The sequence below is a fragment of the Methanolobus halotolerans genome (genome assembly GCF_004745425.1).
Taxonomy (GTDB): domain Archaea; phylum Halobacteriota; class Methanosarcinia; order Methanosarcinales; family Methanosarcinaceae; genus Methanolobus; species Methanolobus halotolerans.
Genome location: NZ_PGGK01000004.1, coordinates 92,757 through 113,141, shown reverse-complemented (window position 1 = coordinate 113,141; position 20,385 = coordinate 92,757). Strand labels below are relative to the sequence as shown.

General features: G+C 46.8%; 20 protein-coding genes. 4 read left to right on the top strand and 16 right to left on the bottom strand.

Features of this window, described 5'->3' with window-relative positions; translation table 11 throughout:
- Nucleotides 1-5: 5 nt before the first annotated feature.
- Both CUN85_RS05105 and CUN85_RS05100 read right to left on the bottom strand, forming a co-directional pair.
- A complete protein-coding gene (locus tag CUN85_RS05105; protein WP_135389258.1) occupies nt 6-1,418 on the bottom strand; it encodes an ammonium transporter in 1,413 nt (470 codons plus the stop codon).
- Nucleotides 1,419-2,088: 670 nt separating this feature from the next.
- Complete coding sequence (locus tag CUN85_RS05100; protein ID WP_135389257.1) at nt 2,089-3,066, bottom strand: DUF128 domain-containing protein; 978 nt, start codon at nt 3,064-3,066, stop codon at nt 2,089-2,091.
- Nucleotides 3,067-3,431: 365 nt separating this feature from the next.
- Between CUN85_RS05100 and CUN85_RS05095 the strand changes: the two genes are divergently transcribed.
- Nucleotides 3,432-3,701: a DUF3303 domain-containing protein gene (locus CUN85_RS05095; protein ID WP_135389256.1), complete on the top strand. Its 270-nt coding sequence runs from the start codon at nt 3,432-3,434 to the stop codon at nt 3,699-3,701.
- 24 nt (nt 3,702-3,725) lie between these two features.
- Here the strand turns inward: CUN85_RS05095 and CUN85_RS05090 are convergent, their stop codons facing one another.
- The 4 genes from CUN85_RS05090 to CUN85_RS05075 form a co-directional block, all read right to left on the bottom strand.
- Nucleotides 3,726-4,334, bottom strand: a complete 609-nt coding sequence (locus CUN85_RS05090; RefSeq protein WP_135389255.1) for a hypothetical protein — start codon at nt 4,332-4,334, stop codon at nt 3,726-3,728.
- Between the two features lie 186 nt (nt 4,335-4,520).
- Nucleotides 4,521-6,239, bottom strand: a complete 1,719-nt coding sequence (locus CUN85_RS05085; RefSeq protein ID WP_135389254.1) for an ABC transporter ATP-binding protein — start codon at nt 6,237-6,239, stop codon at nt 4,521-4,523.
- Nucleotides 6,240-6,297: 58 nt separating this feature from the next.
- On the bottom strand, nt 6,298-7,041 hold the full coding sequence (locus tag CUN85_RS05080) for a geranylgeranylglyceryl/heptaprenylglyceryl phosphate synthase (protein WP_135389253.1): 744 nt from the start codon (nt 7,039-7,041) through the stop codon (nt 6,298-6,300).
- Nucleotides 7,042-7,049: 8 nt separating this feature from the next.
- Nucleotides 7,050-7,199 (bottom strand): 50S ribosomal protein L40e, encoded by a 150-nt coding sequence (locus CUN85_RS05075; protein ID WP_135389252.1) that lies wholly within the window; start codon nt 7,197-7,199, stop codon nt 7,050-7,052.
- Nucleotides 7,200-7,564: 365 nt separating this feature from the next.
- On the opposite strand from CUN85_RS05075, the gene CUN85_RS05070 reads away from it, so the two are divergent.
- Nucleotides 7,565-7,912: a winged helix-turn-helix domain-containing protein gene (locus CUN85_RS05070; protein WP_135389251.1), complete on the top strand. Its 348-nt coding sequence runs from the start codon at nt 7,565-7,567 to the stop codon at nt 7,910-7,912.
- A 213-nt stretch (nt 7,913-8,125) separates the two neighbouring features.
- Here the strand turns inward: CUN85_RS05070 and gatB are convergent, their stop codons facing one another.
- The 3 genes from gatB to gatC are packed head-to-tail and all read right to left on the bottom strand — an operon-like array spanning nt 8,126 to nt 11,266.
- Nucleotides 8,126-9,547 (bottom strand): Asp-tRNA(Asn)/Glu-tRNA(Gln) amidotransferase subunit GatB, encoded by a 1,422-nt coding sequence (gene gatB / locus CUN85_RS05065; protein ID WP_135389250.1) that lies wholly within the window; start codon nt 9,545-9,547, stop codon nt 8,126-8,128.
- The gene (gene gatA, locus CUN85_RS05060) at nt 9,547-10,974 is read right to left on the bottom strand and encodes an Asp-tRNA(Asn)/Glu-tRNA(Gln) amidotransferase subunit GatA (protein WP_135389249.1); all 1,428 of its coding nucleotides are present in this window, start codon (nt 10,972-10,974) and stop codon (nt 9,547-9,549) included. Before gatA ends, gatB begins: the two co-directional genes overlap by 1 nt.
- Nucleotides 10,975-10,984: 10 nt before the next feature.
- Nucleotides 10,985-11,266 (bottom strand): Asp-tRNA(Asn)/Glu-tRNA(Gln) amidotransferase subunit GatC, encoded by a 282-nt coding sequence (gatC, locus tag CUN85_RS05055; RefSeq protein WP_135389248.1) that lies wholly within the window; start codon nt 11,264-11,266, stop codon nt 10,985-10,987.
- Nucleotides 11,267-11,385: 119 nt separating this feature from the next.
- On the opposite strand from gatC, the gene CUN85_RS05050 reads away from it, so the two are divergent.
- Nucleotides 11,386-12,060, top strand: coding sequence for a class I SAM-dependent methyltransferase (locus CUN85_RS05050; protein ID WP_135389247.1), 675 nt, complete (start codon nt 11,386-11,388; stop codon nt 12,058-12,060).
- Between the two features lie 8 nt (nt 12,061-12,068).
- On the opposite strand, the gene CUN85_RS05045 is transcribed toward CUN85_RS05050, so the two are convergent.
- The 4 genes from CUN85_RS05045 to CUN85_RS13510 form a co-directional block, all read right to left on the bottom strand.
- Nucleotides 12,069-13,292 (bottom strand): aldo/keto reductase, encoded by a 1,224-nt coding sequence (locus tag CUN85_RS05045; protein WP_135389372.1) that lies wholly within the window; start codon nt 13,290-13,292, stop codon nt 12,069-12,071.
- A gap of 121 nt (nt 13,293-13,413) precedes the next feature.
- Nucleotides 13,414-14,220, bottom strand: coding sequence for a class I SAM-dependent methyltransferase (locus CUN85_RS05040; RefSeq protein ID WP_135389246.1), 807 nt, complete (start codon nt 14,218-14,220; stop codon nt 13,414-13,416).
- Nucleotides 14,221-14,272: 52 nt separating this feature from the next.
- Complete coding sequence (locus tag CUN85_RS05035; protein WP_135389245.1) at nt 14,273-15,433, bottom strand: Coenzyme F420 hydrogenase/dehydrogenase, beta subunit C-terminal domain; 1,161 nt, start codon at nt 15,431-15,433, stop codon at nt 14,273-14,275.
- Between the two features lie 69 nt (nt 15,434-15,502).
- The gene (locus CUN85_RS13510) at nt 15,503-15,628 is read right to left on the bottom strand and encodes a hypothetical protein (protein WP_268921591.1); all 126 of its coding nucleotides are present in this window, start codon (nt 15,626-15,628) and stop codon (nt 15,503-15,505) included.
- Nucleotides 15,629-15,709: 81 nt separating this feature from the next.
- On the opposite strand from CUN85_RS13510, the gene CUN85_RS05030 reads away from it, so the two are divergent.
- Nucleotides 15,710-16,690 (top strand): radical SAM protein, encoded by a 981-nt coding sequence (locus CUN85_RS05030; protein WP_135389244.1) that lies wholly within the window; start codon nt 15,710-15,712, stop codon nt 16,688-16,690.
- Between the two features lie 18 nt (nt 16,691-16,708).
- Here CUN85_RS05030 and CUN85_RS05025 read toward each other — a convergent pair whose 3' ends face one another.
- Genes CUN85_RS05025 through CUN85_RS05015 form a run of 3 tightly spaced genes read right to left on the bottom strand, consistent with a single transcriptional unit; the run spans nt 16,709 to nt 20,379 of the window.
- Nucleotides 16,709-17,290: a GNAT family N-acetyltransferase gene (locus tag CUN85_RS05025; protein ID WP_135389243.1), complete on the bottom strand. Its 582-nt coding sequence runs from the start codon at nt 17,288-17,290 to the stop codon at nt 16,709-16,711.
- Nucleotides 17,291-17,336: 46 nt separating this feature from the next.
- Complete coding sequence (locus CUN85_RS05020) at nt 17,337-17,582, bottom strand: hypothetical protein (protein WP_135389242.1); 246 nt, start codon at nt 17,580-17,582, stop codon at nt 17,337-17,339.
- A gap of 25 nt (nt 17,583-17,607) precedes the next feature.
- Nucleotides 17,608-20,379, bottom strand: a complete 2,772-nt coding sequence (locus CUN85_RS05015; RefSeq protein WP_135389241.1) for a heavy metal translocating P-type ATPase — start codon at nt 20,377-20,379, stop codon at nt 17,608-17,610.
- Nucleotides 20,380-20,385: the final 6 nt, after the last annotated feature.

The following is a 20,385-nucleotide window of genomic DNA, read 5'->3' as shown; positions in this document are numbered from 1 at the left end:
TTAGATCACTCCTTTGCAATAAGGAACTCCGGGTATGCACTGATACCGTGTTCAACAACATCCAGGCCTTCTATCTCGTGCTCTTCGGATACGCGCAGTCCGATAGTTACATCTATCAGCTTGAAGATGACATATGAGACACCAAATGCCCATACTATACTAAGTACTACTGCAACTGCCTGAATCAGGAATAGTTGGTATCCTCCATAGAGAAGTCCTGCTGCTTCTGCTGTGTATGCTGCATCGGCAACGATTGAACCCTCGCCGGTTCCCAGTGCAAAGATACCTACTGCAAGTAATCCCCAGCTACCGGAATATCCGTGTACTGCGATGGCACCTACAGGGTCATCCACCTTGAGCACGTTCTCATTGAACATTACACCTGCGTATACTATAATACCACCTACAAGACCGATGACAACTGCTGCCCAGTTACTAACCGATCCACATGGTGCCGTGATAGCTACAAGACCTGCAAGAAGCCCGTTTGCTGTAAGTGATGGATCCGGCTTTCCTGTTTTCATCCATGTAATGGCCATGACAGTTATACATCCGGCTCCCGCGGCAAGGAAGGTATTTACTATAACAAGACTGACGAACGGGTCGTTTGCATCCAGGGTACTGCCACCGTTGAATCCTACCCAGCCGAATGCCAGGATAAGGGTGCCCAAAAATGCCAGCGGAAGACTGTGGCCCGGTATTGCCAACGGCTTACCGTTCTTGAACTTTCCAATCCTTGCACCTACGATCATTACACCGGCAAGAGCTGCGTATCCACCAATTGAGTGTACAACACCGGAACCTGCAAAATCATGGTGTGCAACACCGATAGCATCAACAAGGAAACCACTTGTAAGGATTCCTGAACCGCTCCATACCCAGTGCCCGTAGACCGGGTAGATAAGTGCTACCATAAGTACCGTGTAAACGAGGTATGCCTTGAAATCCGTCCTCTCAGCCATTGCACCGGAAACGATGGTTGCACCGGTTGCTGCGAATACCATCTGGAACCACCAGCTGTTCCACAGGGCATTATCAGCTCCTATCAGGAAGAACTGGTCAATACCTATAAGACCTGCGTAGTCTGCACCGTACATGATGCCCCATCCGACTGCCCAGTATACTATTATGCCAAGACAGATCGTCATGAGATTTTTCATGAGAATATTGGCTGTGTTCTTGGTTCTCGTCAGGCCTATCTCAACAAGTGAGAAACCTGCGTGCATCAGGAACACAATGGCACCTGCGATAATCAGCCACATGAATGTGAGGGCAGTCTCCAGAATCTCGATAGATGCTGCGTTCTCTTCAACCGACTGTGCTGAACCGGGTACGGCAAACACCATAAATATGATACTGAGTAGCAGTAAAGACTGCCACATCGTCTTGTAATTATTTTTTTGTAATGCTCTGTACATGAATATACACCTATTTTCTCTGTTATAGGAACACGGCTTCTATGTGTAGACTTAATAATATTTAAATTTTTCTATTACTGTCTGCAAATTAACACACTGTATAAGTGAATTTGAAAATTTAACATACATCTTATTTCAAACACCGGAATTATACAAAAATACTTGATCTATGGACATTTCATTCTTACTGCTGAATAAAAAAAATTAACAGTTCTATTTCTATTTTTCCGCTTTTATTCCGGACGGCAGGGCAGAGGCTCAATAGAACATTGATTGCAGGAAAAAAGGGGTGTCAAACAAACAAAGTTCAATTACTACTGCCGCTTCGGTGCAACAGAAAAAGATACAGACCGGCATTCTACCGGTTTTGAAATAAACAGGACTCCCTATGGGTATGAGGGTAAGGCTGTCCGGCAGATAGGACGTGGAGAAATGCTACAAAACCTAGGGAATAAACGTTTCAATCTTCACTTCAATCGGAAGAAAAAGTGGACAAAAAAAATGATGTCTAAGGGTTTTATCACGCCATAATATATACCGGTATTACGAGCGTGCAGGCGTACACGATACTTTCCGGAGAATTTGGCAGGGTTTATTTGTCAATGATTAATGCTGTAAAGAAATTCCGGGACATTGCGGATATGCAATGATCCAGTTTCATGGTCATTGATCAAAGTAATTCCATTTTCCGGTATTCCATAACTGTAGATACCGGATGTGTTTCGATCAGGATGCCTGCTTCTTCAACAGCAGCTACCGAATTGATCCCTGCCATTATAGGGATGCCGATTTTTCCCCTTTCAACAGGAGCGTAGAGAACATCCATTCCAGGGTCTCCTATGCATATGTGCCCACAGATGTCATTCTTTTTTGCATGTTCCATCATGATCTCTGCTTTACTGGCAGCTGATGCGGGTATTTCACGTATGTTCGCAAGCATTTTACCGTTGCCTGTGTCGATAGCCTGGAGAATGGAGGTAGATTTCCTTCTGAGGAATATCTTGATGGGATCAATGGATGTTCCGCTATAGGATATCAGGTCAATGAACCCTTCAGGCTTATTGTCCTCCATTTGCATCAACCCTCCGTACGCAGGAAGTGTGGGAATCCCGTTCTTCAGCAAAAGACCGTCAAAAGTGATGCTGCATACGGTTGCCATGGCAACCTTCCCTTCCGGAACATAGATATCATACTCGTCGGTTTCCTCTTCCAGGATGCCGACCTTCGGGCTGATAGATGCCCCGTGGGACATGGCATATCTTATAATATCAGCAGCGTTTTCGTAATCATCTTTGTCGATATAACTTATATTCACGATAACATTGCCTTTTCCTGTATCGAGATCATAATCAGCCCGATAGATCAGCTCTTCTATTTTGGTTATTATGAAACCAAGCCTGTCACTGATCAATGCATCACTGAGTTCCTTTTTCCCGCGTTCTGTTATCGTACGGCCGATATAACCGTGTTTTTTAGTAAAACCTCTCTCATCAAGTATTCTTAAATGGTATCGGACGGCTCGTTCGCCTATTGCATAACCGCGATTGTGCATTTCGTCGGCTATAAGTCGTGCGCCTACCGGCTTATCACTTTCACTGATAATGCGCATTATTTCCACAAGTTTTCTCTCTACATTAGGCTCCGTCATTTTCACACCATTTTTGGGTCTTCTTGTTTTGAATATCTCTAATTTATAGACGGTGTCTGTTATTTAAGTTGTGGTGTATACCTTTTATATACAACCTGTTCTGGAGGTACAAATGATAAGCCGTATTCCATCAGAACGGTAATGACAACCCGGACACCATGATTAGATATGCTTATTCTATTGTTCCTTTCATGTTTGGATGATGGAAAAGAATCCATAATCATCGAATTGTCGTTCAATATTACATAAATAGTGATGTTTGGGGAAATTGTTAAATAATTACCATTGCAAAATTGTATTGGTTGGAGTTGGGTATAGGCTATGAAGTGTATACTCCTCTTACCATTAAGAACAGGAGTGATAAAATGTTATTCTTAGGTATAAGTACATGGCAACCAGAAAACAGTGACAAGGTCATTGAACACTTTAAAAAGTTGAGACCACCGGCCGGTGTGAACATAATCAATCAGTGGGTGGATATTTCCGGTGGGAGATATTTCCTTCTATATGAAACAGATGATCCGAAGGCATTTGCCGAGTTCAATCTTCCGTGGTCTGACATATGTCTGATCGAGAGTTGTCCGGTAATGGAGTCTACCGACTTCATTAAACTGATGTCTCAGAAAGGAGTTTGATCTTTTCCCTTTTTAAATGACAGGTTAAGTTACCTGTCTTAATGTTATTTTCTTTTCAAGGTTTCCGGTACTTACTGTGAAGTCACCTTCTGGAAGTGCGTTTGTCTCATATTTGTGATCAAAGTACCCTTCACTGTCAGATTTCATTGTTTCCAGAGCAGTGAAATCTATGCAGACCTCTTCTGCTCCTTCCATTGCTTCTCCGTTAATGACAATATCATAAGTTCCGGGAGGAACATTATCTTCCGCAAACTCTGCGACCCCTTTATTTGAATCAAAGCTCCTTTTAAAGTCAATAAACATCCGGACTATGAAATTCAGGTTTTTTACCGGACTTGATCTGACCGAAAAGCGGTTTTTTCCCTTTGGTATTCTGATGTCATTGAAACCATATTCGTACCTGCCATTGTAGACCTTCACGGTTCTGGAAAAGGAAACCGAAACATCTATTGATTTATCAGGTTCTGTTCTTCCCTTTATCGTTAGCATATCCCCTACATAGGGTTCTGTGGGAAGGATATTCCAGTCTGTTATCGTACTTCCTTCAGAAGAAACCTCCGGCTTTGCCTGAGTCAGTGAGTAGACAAGTTTTGCAAAACTGAGAAAAAGACTCTTGCCTTTGCTGGAACCCATAAATATCTCCTCCTGGCATAAATATAGAATTATTCATCCTGTTTTCCCTGTCTATATAATCTCCCTTTAACGCGGTATCCATTAATCAATTGTAGGTCGATTGATAAATACCTTATTCTGTACAAGGGTAGTCCGGAAGGAAAAAAGAATCCAGAAAAGAGATGAGCTTGCTGGAGTAATACGATATCAGGATGTCAGTTCCCTGAGATCATGCTCAAGATAGCTCGCATGGCTCATTCCGATGAGCCTATTGCATACTTCTTCAGGCCCTCCGTCCATTATTATCTTGCCTTTGTCCACAAGTATTGCTCTGTGTGCAACTTCCCTTACAAAGTCCATGTGGTGGCTCACCAGGACAATGGTAGTTCCAAAATTATCGCTGATTCTCTTCAGGGAATTTGTAACGTCCCTGAGTGTCACCGGATCAAGATCTCCAAAGGGCTCGTCAAGAAGCAGTATTTCCGGATTTGTCGCAAGTGCAAGTGCAATGTATGCACGCACATGCTCTCCTCCGCTTATCTGGTAGGGGGTCTTATCAAGGACTTCCATGGGCAGATCGAGGGCATTAAAGATCTCCTTTGCATGCTCATCCACATTATCTTTGGTGATGGGGGGGAAAAGAAGTTCATAGATATCCGGACTCTGGTTTATCTGTTGCATGATCTTCGCTTTTTCATCCTCTGATACATCAGGAAGACTGTACAGCATGTCAAGCACTTTCTCCGAGATTCCTATCTCTGCTGCCTTTTTCCTGGCGTATCCAAGTGACTTTTCTCCTTTCAGCCTGAGCCTGAAAGCCATCTGCTCCCGGACCGTGGAATGGGGTGAAAGTGTGAATTCCTGGTGCATGATGCTGATCTTCTTACGAAGGTCCAGGCGCTGTCTTGTGAATTCGAGGATATTCAGCCATTCACCTTTATGGGAGTAACTGATTTCCCCTTCCTTCGGAATTTTCAGGCCTTCTATCATCTTAAGAAGTGTTGTCTTGCCTGCGCCTGACTGGCCTACCATTGCAGTTATCTCCCCGCGGTTTATATCAAAGGAGATATCTTCGAACTTCAACACCTCTCCGACCCTCAGCAATGAAAAACGTTTTGACAGGTTCCTGACCTTTATAACTGGCTCCTTTTCCCGGATCTCTGGCAATCTTACCTGCTCTTTCAGTTCCTTGAGGAAATGTTTCAAAACAACTTCAGGCTCTCCCGGCTCAAGAAGCCTGCCATTTTCCAGATATGCCACCCGGTCAGAAAGATAGAGGTGGACCTCCGGCAGGTGGGAGACCACGACAATAGGTATTTTAAGTCTGCCCTTTATCTCTTTGATAACATCCAGTATCTCCTGTTTAGTACCGGGGCCTGTCATGGTTACCGGTTCGTCAAGAAGCAGCAGTTTTGGTCTCGCGGCAAGTTGACGGGCTATAATAAGCCTTTGTTTCTCACCGCCACTGAGGACATTTGAAGAATGTAATGCTTTATCTTCAAGGCCGACAAGTCTGATGTACTCCATGGCTTCTTCGTACATTTCATCATAATAGAGTGAATCGGGTTCAGGAAGTCCCTCGTCTCCTGTGTACCGGGAATTGAGCCTGCGGATTATGTTATCAATTGCAGGACCGCTCCACAGTCCGAAGTTACGTTGTAGATGAATTGCGGTACTTAGCTGGAGGGACCTGATATTACTTTTATCTGAACCCGGGGTTATTTTGAGCTCCCCGAGCTGGAAGGAACCTTCATCAAAGCTCTCTATTCCACGAAGTATCTTCAGAAGGGTAGTTTTACCGCTTCCGCTCTTACCTGTAATTCCCAGTATCTCTCCATCAGCAACACTGAAACTTATATTGTCCAGAACACGCTTTTTCTTGTTGTTGAAGTCATATTCCTTAATAACGTTGGATACATCAAGCATTGTCAAACCTCTGATTAAATGATGAAATATGTAAAAAGGAAAACCGAAACCGGTTACTTCAACTCTTGATAGCTGATACGATTTCTTCTATTCTGGCGGTGACGTTAGAGCTTTTCTCGACAATTGTGCCGGTGACTATCATGTCTGCTCCTGCAAGAGCACATCTCTTTGCAGTAACTGCATCGCGTATGCCTCCGCCAACTATCAGTTTATTGTCACCAAGGACGTGCTTGACAGCACCTATCATCTCAGGCCTTACCGCCTCATCGGCTCCGGATCCTGCTTCCAGATAAGTGTAGTGCATTCCCAGGTATTTGCCTGCAAGTGCATAGGCCACTGCGATATCAGCTTTGTTCTTTGGGATGAGCTTTGCATCCCCTACCCAGCCGACAGTGCCTCCAGGCTCGACTATAAGATATGCCATAGAGATGGGTTCTATGCCACTCTTGTATACCACCGGAGCACCCATGACCTGATTGCTTGTTATAAAACTAATGTCCCGGGAGTTCAACAGGCTCATAAAAAAGATTGCATCAGCATAGCGGCTGACACCTGCTGAATTTCCTGGAAAAAGGATGTTTGGTTTGTCTGTCTTTTCCTTTATTTTAAGAAGTGTCTGATCAAGCAGCATGCCTCCGGCTCCTGTGGAACCACCGACCATGATAGCATCCGTGCCGCCCTGTGCAGCAGCTAAGGCGATTTCTGCTGCTTCGTCAGGAGACTGGGATGCGGGGTCGATCAGTGTCAAGTGAACTGTACCTTCGCGTTCTGCAATATCGTTAAGGTACTTTTCCACTTGCATGAAAAGGATCAACCACCCTTGGATTCCTTGGATTTAGGACGCAGGCTTTTGTTGTTACACTTTCGGCATCTTGTTGCACGGAAAGCGTTGCGTGCATTGCATTTCATGCAGATCTTCTTATTTAGTATTCTATCTTCAGCTTCTGGAAATCTTGCCATATTTTCACCTGATTATTGTGATATGATTAATTAGAATAATGGTAGGCTGCTTACATGATGTTCAAAAGATATAATTGTTTTGGCGAGAATGGCCTCGTCACAAGAAAACACAGAATTGAGTACTGAAATCTCGGTTCTGATCTGGCGGAGTATTTTACTTAAAATCCTCGTCTTAAAGAAGTATTCGAGAAAATATCAGCCTTAATGGGAAATATGGATAGCATAAATCAGCTTTTAAATCTAAAATGTAGTTGACAGTTCCTGAAAGATTGAAATATCTGCAAGGAATATATGTTTATGGTTTGCTTGTAATCTCTCGAGCAAAGCCTATTTAATACTATATTAATTAATAATGATGGATGACTATGGCTGATGACGATCTGATGAAAAAACGGCAGGAATGGTACGAGAAAGCAAAGAAAGAGGGAAAGCTTAAGGCAAATCCTACGGAGGACCATAAAGCCGGACTGAATGCCCTTCAACACCCTGTCCGCAGGAGAATCCTCAAAAAGCTCGGTCAGGGTCGAATGAGGTTCGATCAGATAAAAGAAGAGTTCCAGCTCGATGACATGCACGCAAGTTTTGATCTACGCATGCTCGAAGATACTCTGTACATCGAAAAAGAGGAAAAGGACGGTGCCTATGAGTATTATCTCACACCGCGCGGTGAGGCTTTCCTTGTAAATGTGGAATCACAGCACGATCTTAAGTAAATGCTTTATCTGTTGATTTAAAAAAGGTTTCTTTGGAAACCTTGATCCTTAACATTTAGTATATAGAAGAAAAATTGCAAAGTAGGGTATGCAAGCTTCGTGATGTCACTTTGCAACTTTGATCAGTGTAGCTTATGTTAATTGTATTGCAATTACAGGATTCTGCACTAAAAAATATAGGAATATCGGAAAGAGGGTTATTCTCCTCTATCTCTACCCCTTAATTTTTGCAAGTACCTTTTCCCTTGCTTCACGGGCATCTGCACGTCCTTTTGTTTTCTGCATGACCTTGCCTACGATGAAGTTAAGGGACTTTTCCTTGCCTGCAAGATAATCTGCCACAGCCTCCTGACTTTCATTTATCGCCTCTTCAACTGCCTGTGCTACAATATCGTCTTCCACCTTGAGCAGGCCTCTCTCTTTGACAATATCCTGAGGTTTTCCTCCATGATCAAGGACGGTGCGTATGATCTCAACACCGCTCTGCTCCGTGATCTTGTTCTCCGTTACGAGTCCTATAACTGCAACAGTGTCCTCCACGGCGAAAGCATCGATATCAAGGTCCCGGTAGTTCAACTCTCCCTTGAGGATATCGGCGACCCAGACAGCCGCATCCTTTGGATCGACCTTCGCTGCGACCTCTTCGTAGAAGTTGGCCACCTTTATCTCGGTGGTGAGTGCTCTTGCATGCATGCCGGACATTCCGTATTGTTGCAGGAAACGTTCCCGTTTCGCATCAGGCAGCTCAGGCAGTGCCTTCAGGATCGCAGGTGCCCTGTCGGCAACTCTCAGCGGTACGAGGTCGGGTTCGGGGAAGTAGCGGTAGTCATGTTCTTCCTCTTTAGTACGCATGGAGATGGTGACACCCCTCGCTTCATCGAAGTGTCTTGTCTCCATAACGATCTTCTCACCGCGCCTGACCTGGTTCTTCTGCCTCATTATCTCGTAGAGAAGCGCCCTCTCAGCACCCTTGAACGAGGAAATGTTCTTAACCTCAGCGCGATCGCCTCCATATACGGAAACGTTGGCATCCACTCTCATGGCACCTTCCAGGTCTCCGTCGAAGACCTCCAGGTAATCCAATATGCTTCTGAGCTTGTCCAGATAGCGCCTGGCTTCCTTTGGGCTCCTCATATCGGGCTCGCTGACGATCTCTATAAGCGTCATACCCGAACGATTGTAGTTGATAAGAGTTCCCTTGGATTTCTCGATGGTCCCTATATGCTGCAGCTTGCCGGGGTCCTCTTCCATATGTGCACGTGTGATCCTGATGACACGCTCCCCGTCCTCACCTTCGATGACTACTTTTCCCTTGCCGGCTATCGGGTAATCATACTGGGTGGTCTGGAAGCCCTTTGGCAGGTCCGGGTAATAGTAGTTCTTCCTGTGGAACTGGGTCTGTTCGACTATCTCACAGTTGAGTGCAAGTCCTATCCGGATGGCGAACTCCACTGCCCTTTCGTTAATAACAGGCAGTGATCCCGGAAGGCCCAGGCATACAGGGCACACGTGGGTGTTGGGTTCGTCGTTGTGGTAGTCAGTGGAACAGCCGCAGAAAAGTTTAGTATTGAGCTTGTTCAGCTGGACGTGTACTTCCAGTCCTATCCTGACACCGTCAGGGTTCTCGTAAACCATTATGCCACCTCTCCGGGTCTTCTTGTATGATGCTCTGTGTTCTGCTCGAAGCTATAGGCAGCCCTGAGTACTGTGTTTTCATCGAAGTGTTTTCCGATTATCTGTAATCCCACAGGCATGCCTTCAACAAATCCGCAGGGGAGCGAGATGGAAGGTACGCCCGCGAGGTTGATCGGGACTGTGTTGACATCTGCAAGGTACAATGAGAGCGGGTCATCGATCTTCTCACCGATCCTGAAGGCCGGTGTCGGCATGGTGGGTCCCATGAGCACATCAACTTCTGCCAGTGCCCTGTCAAAATCCTGTTTCACAAGGGTCCTGACCTTGAGTGACTTAAGGTAATATTTGTCGTGGTAACCTGCAGAGAGTGCATAGGTTCCCAGCAGTATCCTGCGCTTGACCTCTTCGCCAAATCCCTGTGCCCTGGTCTTTGAGGCCATGACATGCCAGTTATCGCCATCTGCACGGAAACCATATCTTGTACCGTCAAAACGTGCAAGGTTGGATGATGCCTCGCTCATGGCTATTATATAGTATGATGCGAGTGCGTATTTTGTATGTGGCATCGATACCTTTTTCCAGGACGCTCCCATGTCCTCGTACTTCCCGATGGCATCCCATACCAGCTTTTCCACATCTTCGTCGATACCTTCTCCGAAGTACTCCTCGGGAACCCCTATCTTCAGACCTTTGACATCATCTTTCATGGCATTGCTGTAAGTGTTCTCCCTGTTGATGGATGTACTGTCCCTGGGGTCGTATCCTGCGATCACATCCATGAGTGTGGCAATATCGGCCACGTTAGTTGCAAGGGGTCCTATCTGCTCCAGAGAATTGGCATATGAGATGAGCCCGAATCTTGAGATGCACCCGTAGGTCGGTTTCAGCCCGACAACGCCACAGAAAGCTGCGGGACATCTTACAGAGCCTCCGGTGTCCGAACCAAGTGAAACGGGTGCCTCGCCTGCAGCGACCACCGCGGCGCTGCCTCCTGATGAACCTCCCGGGACCCTGGCGGCATCCCATGGGTTGAGAGTAGCTCCGTAGTAACTGGATTCGGTGGATGTGCCCATGGCGAACTCGTCCATATTGGTCTTCCCAAGTATCACCGCACCTGCCGCCCTGAGCTTCTCGATGACGTGTGCATCATAGGGCGGAACATATCCCTGCAGTATTTTGGAGGAGCATGTGGTTGACAGCCCGGTTGTGGAAATGTTGTCCTTGATAGCAATAGGCACTCCTGCTAGAGGACCTTCATGACCGCCGGTATCAATGCCCCTGGCCGCCTCAAGAGCCTTATCCCAGGTTGTGATAAAGCCGTTGATACAGCTTTTCCCTATGGTTTCAAGATATGAGGCGGTAACCTCTTCTGCGGAAGTTTCTGCTATCTTCTGTTTTATTTCGGAAATGCCTGTCCATGCTGTCATACATCCCACCTCACATTATCCTCGGGGACTTGAAGTTGCCTTCCTTCTTGTGCTCGGTATTAGAGAGCACGATATCCTGTGGCATCGATTCTTTCACAACATCCTCCCTGAATACATTCACAACGTCCATTACGTGGTAGGTCGGAGGTACGTCCTTGGTATCGACCTCATCAAGCTGCCCGAAATAGTCCAGTACTGAGTTCAGCTTCTCTGCATACACATCGGATTCCTTCTCATCAATCTCGACACGTGCGAGCCAGCCTACGTGTTCTACTTCTTCTTTAGTGATCATCGTAAGTTCCTCAAATATGAAATAAGATTATTAGGTGTCTGTATTTAAGGTTAGAAAAGCAAACGATTATATTAAAAATGTTGGTTTAAGACCCATTTCTAATTAACCTGAGGTTTCCCATGCAAAGAAACTTGTCACCATGGAAAAATATCAAAGCCGGAAACATCCCAACTATAGAGCTTGATCCGGTCATCTACAGGTACATCTCTCCCGGCTGCCGTATACTGGATATCGGCTGTGCCAATGGAAAAGTGAGCATTCCTCTGGCGCTTCATGGGTATTTTGTGACCGGCATTGACATTAATACGGATATCCTGAGAACTGCAAGATCCTCTTCAGAACAGAAGAACAGTTCTCATACTCCCTCCTTCGTTAAGGCCAATGCCTCAATCCTGCCCTTCCCCGGTGCAACCTTCGACGTCGCCTTCATGCAGGCCCTTCTGGGCACGGTTGTCTCAAAGGACGGTCGTGCCCGGGTTATCCGCGAAGTATGCAGGGTTCTGAAACCACAGGGCCATATCTACATCGCCGATTTCGGACAGACCTGGCGTTCGAAGATATATCGTGAGCGCTACATCAATGGCCTGCCCGTGACAAAAGAGGAGGGTTCATTTCTTGCCTATGATGAGGATACCGGAGAGGTTGCTTATACTGCTCATCACTTTACTGAGAAGGAGCTTGTACTCCTACTGGTTGAGAACGGGTTTGAGGTCGAGTACTTCAGGAATGATAGATTTGTGACGAGGACGGGGAATCGGGTGAATGGGTTTGTTATTGTAGCCCAAAAAGTGTGAGGCAATCTTTACCGATATTTTAAGAAACTGACCCGTCTGAAGACCGGCAGGACAAGTCTCATTGCAGAGGCCTTGAACTTCACCACAGGTTGCTCGAATTGAGCCTCTACCTCCTTCATCCATTCAGGAATGTCTATTTTCTGGGGACATAATTCCTTACATTTTCCGCAGTTCACGCAAAGTGAAGCAGATGACCGTTCTCCTAGAATCCCCATCTGGTATAATAAATATCTGTGCTGTGTACCGCCATCATTTGTACCACCGAAGATCTTGCTGCTGTTGTAGAGATCAAAACATCCGGGAATATCGACTCCTGCAGGACATGGCATGCAATAATTGCATCCTGTACAGGGAATTGTTGCTAATTCTTTGTACTTTTTTGCAGCCCTTCGGACAGTATCGAGTTCATCTTCTGCCAGTGAGTCAGGATATGCTTCGGATGCCGTCCGAATGTTCTCATCAAGCTGTGATTTATCACTCATTCCTGAGAGGACCACGGTAACCTCCGGATGGTTCCAGATCCACCGTAAACCCCACTCTGCAGGTGTTCTTTTCACGTCCGCTCCCTCCCAGTTCTTCTCTACTTCAGGGGGGACGTTTGTGGCAAGACTTCCTCCCCGCAGGGGCTCCATCACGATGACCCCTATATCTTTTTCAGCCGCGTATTTCAGGCCTTCTGTTCCTGCCTGGTGATTCTCATCAAGGTAATTGTACTGTATGAGGCAGATGTCCCAGTCATAGGAGTCGATTATCTCTTTGAAAACCTTTATATTGTCATGGAAAGAAAAACCGGCATTCTTTATACGACCGTCTTTCTTTGCCGTATCAAGGAATTCCAGCACACCTTTCTCCTTTATTTCCATCCATCCACTGGCTGTAAGTGAATGGATGAGATAGTAGTCTATGTGATCGGTACGCAGTCTCTTCAACTGTAATTCAAGGAACTTGTCCATGTCCTGCCGGCTACTGACAAGCCAGTGAGGCATTTTAGTAGCGATCCTGACCCGCTCCCTGTAACCCTCAGCCAGAGCATTGCCAAGGAGTTTTTCGCTTTCCTCCCCATGGTATGTCCATGCGGTATCGATATAGTTAACCCCGTTATCAATGGCGTGACGGATAAGGGCTGTGGCCTTCTCATGATTGATGCCGCCATCCTTTTTCGGAAGCCTCATGGCCCCGAATCCCTGTATTGATAGTTTGTCCCCGCTTTTTGGCACTTCCCTGTAGAGCATTTGACCTTTCTCCAACCATACTGTATTCGACTGATCAGTTAGATATTATGCCTCGGGGCATATAGGGTTTCCTTTTCTTACCGGAGCGAAATCTAAGTCCTTTGTCGGGAATAAAGAAAAGCTATTTCCTACCCACACCTTTAAAGAACATATAATTAAACGTCCCGAATTCCTCTGCAGTCCGGTGCAGATCCTCAATTCCCCTGTCAAAGGTCTCCGCATCGATGATCTCCATCTCAATAGCACTTTCCCTGACACCTTCGACCATGGGTATGATGGTTCTTTTCACAAAACCCTCTTCCATTTGCGGACGGCTGGAATCACTGTAGACCATACGGGGTGAGACCGTAATTTCAGTAAAGCCTGCTCTTTTGAGAAGCGGGTAGACCTGTCTGCCTATGAGTGAATTACCGCCAAGCTTTGCCTGCACTTCCACCAGACTGTTCCATGCTTTTACTCCGGCACCGGTCTCGGGGTGGGTGAAACATGAGCCGTGATCGCCTTCGATGACTGTAATGGTGCCGCCTTTTTTGAGTACTCTGCGCAGACTTGCCAGGGCTTTGACCGGTTCATTGAGGTGTTCAAGTACGAAGCAGATGAAAACGTGGTCGAAACTCTCATCCTCAAAGGGGAGATCAAAGATGCTTTCAACACGGAACTGCACATTTTGTACTTCCTCTTTTGCTGCAAATCTTCTGGCTTTGTCCAGGGATTCCTCAGATATGTCTATGGACGTGATCTGTGCATGCGGACTATTCCTTGAGAGGATGATAGTCTGTGCTCCGATGCCACATCCAGCTTCAAGTACTTTGCTGCCAGCTGGGTACTTCGTATCGCTGTGCAGGAGTTCTTCCAGTGTGTTTGCCTGGTCGCTGAGGCGGACCGATTCCCTTTCGGAGTATCCGTGAACGTAATCATGGGAGGCCATGGTGGGGTATTGTACTACTGTCCTTAAAAATATGGAGGTTTTGTACCGGGAATCAAAGATTCTGCCTGCGGATGACTGAGTACATCTGCGTCTTCTTCATCTTTGCCAGGTTGAGAACGTTCCTCATCTCTTTTTCCTCGAGTAAACGGGACTCGATGTATCCGTTGTCCACCGCCTCATTGAATATCTCGTAACCGATGCCGGAGCGTGCAAGTACTGTGGTCCAGTCTTTTGGTGTGCCCACGCCCCCAAAGGATATATCGGCATTCTCTGCTGCAAGGTCCGTGCAGAACTTGCATGAGCTGCTCCTGTATCGGTCCAGTTCCTTTAGATCGAAGACCTTGAGCTCGTTACTGGTATGGAATTCGAACATACCCTTGCGTATCTTCATGGAGTCTATGTCTTCCAGACGCATGCCCTTTCCCTCTACAAACTCCCTGATACCCTCGTGATGGAATGTGTCCATGCAGAAAAGGCCCAGCCTGAGAATATTGGCACGCATGAACAGGTGAAGGAATCCGTATGGGCTTTTCTGCATTTTATGCACCGCATCGATATTACAGCTTGTTCCCACAAAGGCAATACTACTCATGCCCTGCTTCACGGCACTCATCAGGGCTTCCAGAGTCATGCTGTGACTGTATATGCTTCCTGCTGCCTCGACTACCTCTTCATAGGTCGTTGCAACAACAGGTACGGGTTTCCATGGCTCTTCCTCTGATTTCACAGTCACGATGGCACAGTCTATCAGTCCCTCTTCAAGGCCGTAGGCCAGCATGGATGTCACAACCGCGCCGTCCTGTCCCTTTAGTTCTTTAATACCGGTCCTGGCACCATAGGCATTACGTATCTTACCGATCAATCCCTCTTCGGTCGTGATGGTCCGGGGGCACTGATTGTAGCAGACCCCGCAGGCAGTGCATTTGCCTACAAGCTTTGGTTGCCTTTGCTCTATGGTGATTGACTCGCACGATGCGGCACAGGCTCCGCAGAGTGTGCAGATGCCGGGTTTGATGATATCTTTCCTGAGCTTTCCAAAGGATATTTTCTCTTGTTCTGCAATAGACCTTTTCAGGCGTATGACACTTTTCTCAAGGTGGTCGAACTTTGTCTTGCATTCAGGAGAGCAGAAGCAGTACTTCTTCCCACCGTACTCGGTAAAGTGCAGAGTGTCTTCCGGGACCCTGCTCTTGCATATCGGATCAACTGGCATGGTTTCGCATCCTTTTATTTGTATAATCAGATCTTATCTGTAAATCTACTGCAGGATAGAAAACGATTTCTATGATCCGACAACTATCAGGTACATCATCGATTCTACCCGGAGAGGACCACTGAATATTACCGTGAGCATGCCATTGAAGGGGAAAGGATAATCGACGTGATGGGCCTTTGCGGTATCGATCATTTCGGGGAAACAATAAAGTACCCCTGGAAAAATAGTCCATTTAATAAAGATAAAAAACAGTGCCTATTTTCGGAGAATGCAATGCAGCCAGAAACCAAAGCCCGGCTTATATCCGCCGGCTCAGTAGACATGGATCCGGAGCTTGTTACATGGCTAACCGTTCCTACAGCAGGTCCGGGAGCAGGTAACATGGCTTTCTTTTTTTGCTCGGAAGGCCACCGCGTCCGTCTTGCCATCAAAAAAGATTCACCTCTCAAAGCCTGGATGGAAGGGGGTCAGCTTGTCATTACAAAAGATGGTATGGAACTCGCAAGGGGCAGCATAGAGCCTGAGCTCATACATTGCCCTGACCAGGCTTTCATCACAATGTGCGAAAAATGCATATTCGACTGCAAGTTCTGCCCCGTACCCAAACTCAGCGGTAAGGTCAAGACAACGGATGAGATGCTCGGCATGATAGAAAGGGCCAGAGTCACAGGAAAGATGCATGCTATTTCCATCACTTCAGGTGTTGAGATCTCTGCAGAAGCGGAAGTTAGCAGGGCCGAGGAACTGATAAAAAGGCTCAGGGAAATTTACTCGGTACCCATAGGTGTTTCTGTGTATCCCACGGAGAACTCCACCCGCAGACTCAAGAGCGCAGGTGCCGATGAGCTGAAGTATAATGTAGAGACAATGGACCGTGAACTGCATGAAAAACTCTGCCCTGACCAGGACCTGGAATTCATTCTTGGATCGCTGAAACAGGGTGTCAGTATATTCGGCAGGAACAGAGTATGTTCCAATTTCATAATCGGCCTTGGAGAATCCGATGAATCTGCAAAAAGAGGTATTGAAGAATTAACTTCGATTGGTGTTGTCCCTATTCTCAGGGCAGCTGCAAAGCATCCTCTGCGTGAAAAGGATGTTACCGTTGAGCGACCGTCCGCCAAAAGGCTGCTCATGCTAAATCGTTTTCTTCGTGAGAAACTGGACGAATACGGACTGCGCGCAGATACTTTCAAAACCATGTGCCTGCCATGTACAGGGTGCGATATAAATCCGCATTCTGATCTTGAATAAGTAATCAGGATCTAATTCTTATTCGCAGCTGCTGTGTGGTTCTGGATCATTATTATTTTTCCGGAAATCTTCTTTAAGAATTGCATATATACAGCTATCCTGCACAACATCATGCTTGATTATACTGCTTTTCAGGACAGCTTCAAGCCTGAATCCTGCCTTTTCAAGGACTCTCCTTGAAGCTACGTTTCTGGCAAAAGGTTCTGCATAGACCCTGGTTATATCGAAGTTGTCAAAAATATATTGTGTCATGCATCTGATTATGCCCGGCATTATTCCTTTACCCTGGTATTCTTCAGCCAGAAAGTAACCGATCTCCATATTCTTACGGTGCACGTCCTCTTTGAAATAGGTCCCTATACTTCCGGCAAGAGTTCCGTTTATCTCAATTGCAAACGCTACAACATTCACCTCTGCCTGTCTGGTAAGGTAAATGAAGCCTTTCGCGTCGTCGATAGAATATGGGTAAGGGAACCCATCCCTCAGATAGTCGGATATCTTCTTATTGTTAGCGATGGTCGCAAGCCTTTCAGCATCTTCGTCTTTCCAGGGTCTTAATTTGAAATCATCAGTCTCTATGATCATTTTCCTTTTTGCCATAAGGGGTCCCTATTTAGCAGACCTCAAATAAGAAACTAACGAAGGATCAGTTCATCCTTTTCTCAATGACTCCCGGCCAGATCGAAGCAGAGACTATCATGCTGAGCACGAAAACGAATACCATGCCTGCGATGATATCCACATTGCTGTAAAGAGGTACGCTCCTTGAGCTGTTAACTGCTATAGATAGGATCGCAAAGAGGGCAACAAGCAACAGGGATGATAACAGGCTTGCTGTCAGGGCATACCTGCCTTTATATCTGTTCTTATTACCCTTATCCTGGCCATTCATAAAATTCAGTGCTCCATGTTTGCTTTTATTTGATATTCTTCCTTTTCATCAATAAGGAATTAGTTGTGACAGATACTGAGCTCATTGCCATAAAAGCTGCAGCAAGTGCGGGTGTTATCAGTATTGTATGGACTAAGGGGTATAGTATCCCTGCTGCAAGCGGAATGCCGATTGTGTTATAGCCGAATGCCCAGAACAGGTTCTGCTTGATCTTGTTCATCGTTAGCCTGCTCAGTCTGATAGCAGCCAGCACGTCCCGCAGGTCATTCTTAATGAGTACGATCTGTGCAGATTCCATAGCAACGTCAGTGCCTGCTCCCATGGCTATACCGATATCTGCCTGTGTGAGTGCAGGTGCATCATTGATACCGTCTCCGACCATTGCAACGATGCGACCTTCTTCCTGCAGTTTGAGGATCTCTGCAGCCTTGTCCTCGGGGAGTACCTCTGCCAGTACCTTTTTGATTCCGATACTTCTTGCAATGGCGTCAGCTGTCCTGCGGTTGTCGCCTGTGATCATCACGACTTCGATACCTATATCACGTATCCTTTCCACAGCTTCCCCTGAGTTTTCCTTCAGGGTATCCGCGACTGCAACAAGGCCGATGATCCTGCCATCTTTTGTAGTTATCATGGCGGTCTTACCCTGTGCTTCGAGTTCCCCCATTTTCTTTTCAACAGGGGAGATGTCAATACTGCCATCTTCCATCAGCTTACGTGTACCAAGCAATACCCTGCTGTCTCCTACATTTGCTTCCACGCCTTTGCCTGCTATAGACCTGAACCCTTCGGTATTGTTTATCTCAAGACCCTTTTCTTCCGCACCTCTGACAATAGCCTCACCCAGAGGATGTTCAGACCCCCTTTCGACACTTGCAGCGATTGCGAGCACTTCGTCTTCGGGGATATCCGCAACTGCTATTACGTCTGTAAGTTCGGGCTCACCCTTTGTCAGGGTCCCTGTCTTATCGAAAACTATCGTGTCTATCTTCAGTGTCCTCTCAAGTGCCTCGCCGCCCTTGATAAGTATGCCGTTCTCGGCACCTTTGCCAGTACCTACCATAATAGCGGCAGGAGTTGCCAGGCCCACGGCGCAGGGACAGGATATAACAAGTACGGTAATAGAAATCAGCAGTGCGAACAGGAAAGGGCTGAGTATCCCGGAATTAAATGGAACGTCGTATCTCTCGAACCCGATGAAGAACCAGAAAAAAAAGGCAAATAATGCCAGCACATGCACCACAAGGATGAAATGGCCTGCAACAACATCAGCTACCCTCTGTATGGGAGCCTTGGAGTTCTGGGCGTTCTCCACCAGTTCGATTATCCTTGCCAGCGCAGTATCGGCACCTACATTCGTTGCCCTGAACTTCAGGGCTCCGCTTCTGTTCAGGGTCGAACCGATAACTTCGTCTCCCTTCTCTTTCTCGACAGGTATGCTCTCTCCGGTTATCATTGACTCGTCAATAGCAGAGGAACCTTCCTCAACCACGCCGTCCACGGGTATTTTCTCCCCCGGTCGTACGAAGACGATGTCCCCGGCTTCCACGTCTTCTACGGCCACTTCCTTTTCCTGACCGGCTACAATGATGCGTGCTGTCTTTGCCTGTAGGCCCATGAGTTTCTTTATTGACTCTGAAGTCCTGCCCTTTGCACGGGCTTCCAGGTACCTTCCGAGTACTATGAATGTAATCAGCATTACGGCAGTGTCGTAATAGAGATGCTCGTAACCGGGCCCCAGGTCAAGATACGTAGCTGACACACTTATTACATAGGCAGCTCCTGTTCCGGTTGCAATCAGCAGGTTCATATCGGTCACACCATGCCTGAGCCCCCGATAGGTGCCTACAAAGAATTGCCTTCCCGGGAACACTATCACGATTGTTGCCAGGATAAATAACAGGTTTGGGTTTGTAAGGAAATCGGGTACGAACCATAATAGGTCCGGGAATCCCTCCTTCATGCTTCCCAGCATCACAGGCACCGCGATAACAGCGGAAAGAATGAGATTATTCCTCTGGCGGTATATATCGGCTTCTCTTTCTTTTCTTTCCCGGTCCTCAGTCTCTTCTCTGCCTGCAGGCAGAGAAGCCGGGTAGCCAATTCCCTGTATGGCCGCTATCATATCCTCTGCTGATACCAGGGAGGAGTTGTATTCAACACGTGCTTTCGATGTGGATACGTTGACACTGGCAGAGCTCACGCCCTTCTGCCTCTTCAGTACCTTCTCTACATTCATGGCACAGGATGCGCATGTCATGCCTCCCACATCAAGGGTGATCCTGTCCTGTACCACATGATAACCAATGGATTCGATTGCTTCCTCAAGCTGATCCCGGCCTATGCGCGCAGGTTCATAGCTGACTGCGGCTTTTCCCATCGGAAGGTTCACATTAGCTGAGACAACTCCTGCCTGTTTTTTCAGGATCTTCTCTACATTCTGTGCGCAGGATGCGCATGTCATTCCCGATACTCTGAAGACGATATCTTCCACATGACCAGGTTCGGGATATGTGCTCTGTTCCATGTCTTCATCGGGGACCACCTTGCATATCTGCTGCTCATCGGTCTCCGCCTGCAGGGGCCGTTCTTCTTTTCCTACCTCGTATCCTGCATCTATAACGGCCTGCTTTATATCTCCGAGGCTTGCCTTTTCAGGATCGAAGTCAACTGTCGCACTCTCATCCTCAAGATCCACCTCTGCCGAGGATACGCCCTCTACAGCTGATATGGCATCTGTTACACGTTTATGACAGTGCATGCATGTCATACCGTATACTTTGATCTTTATATGCATGGTCCC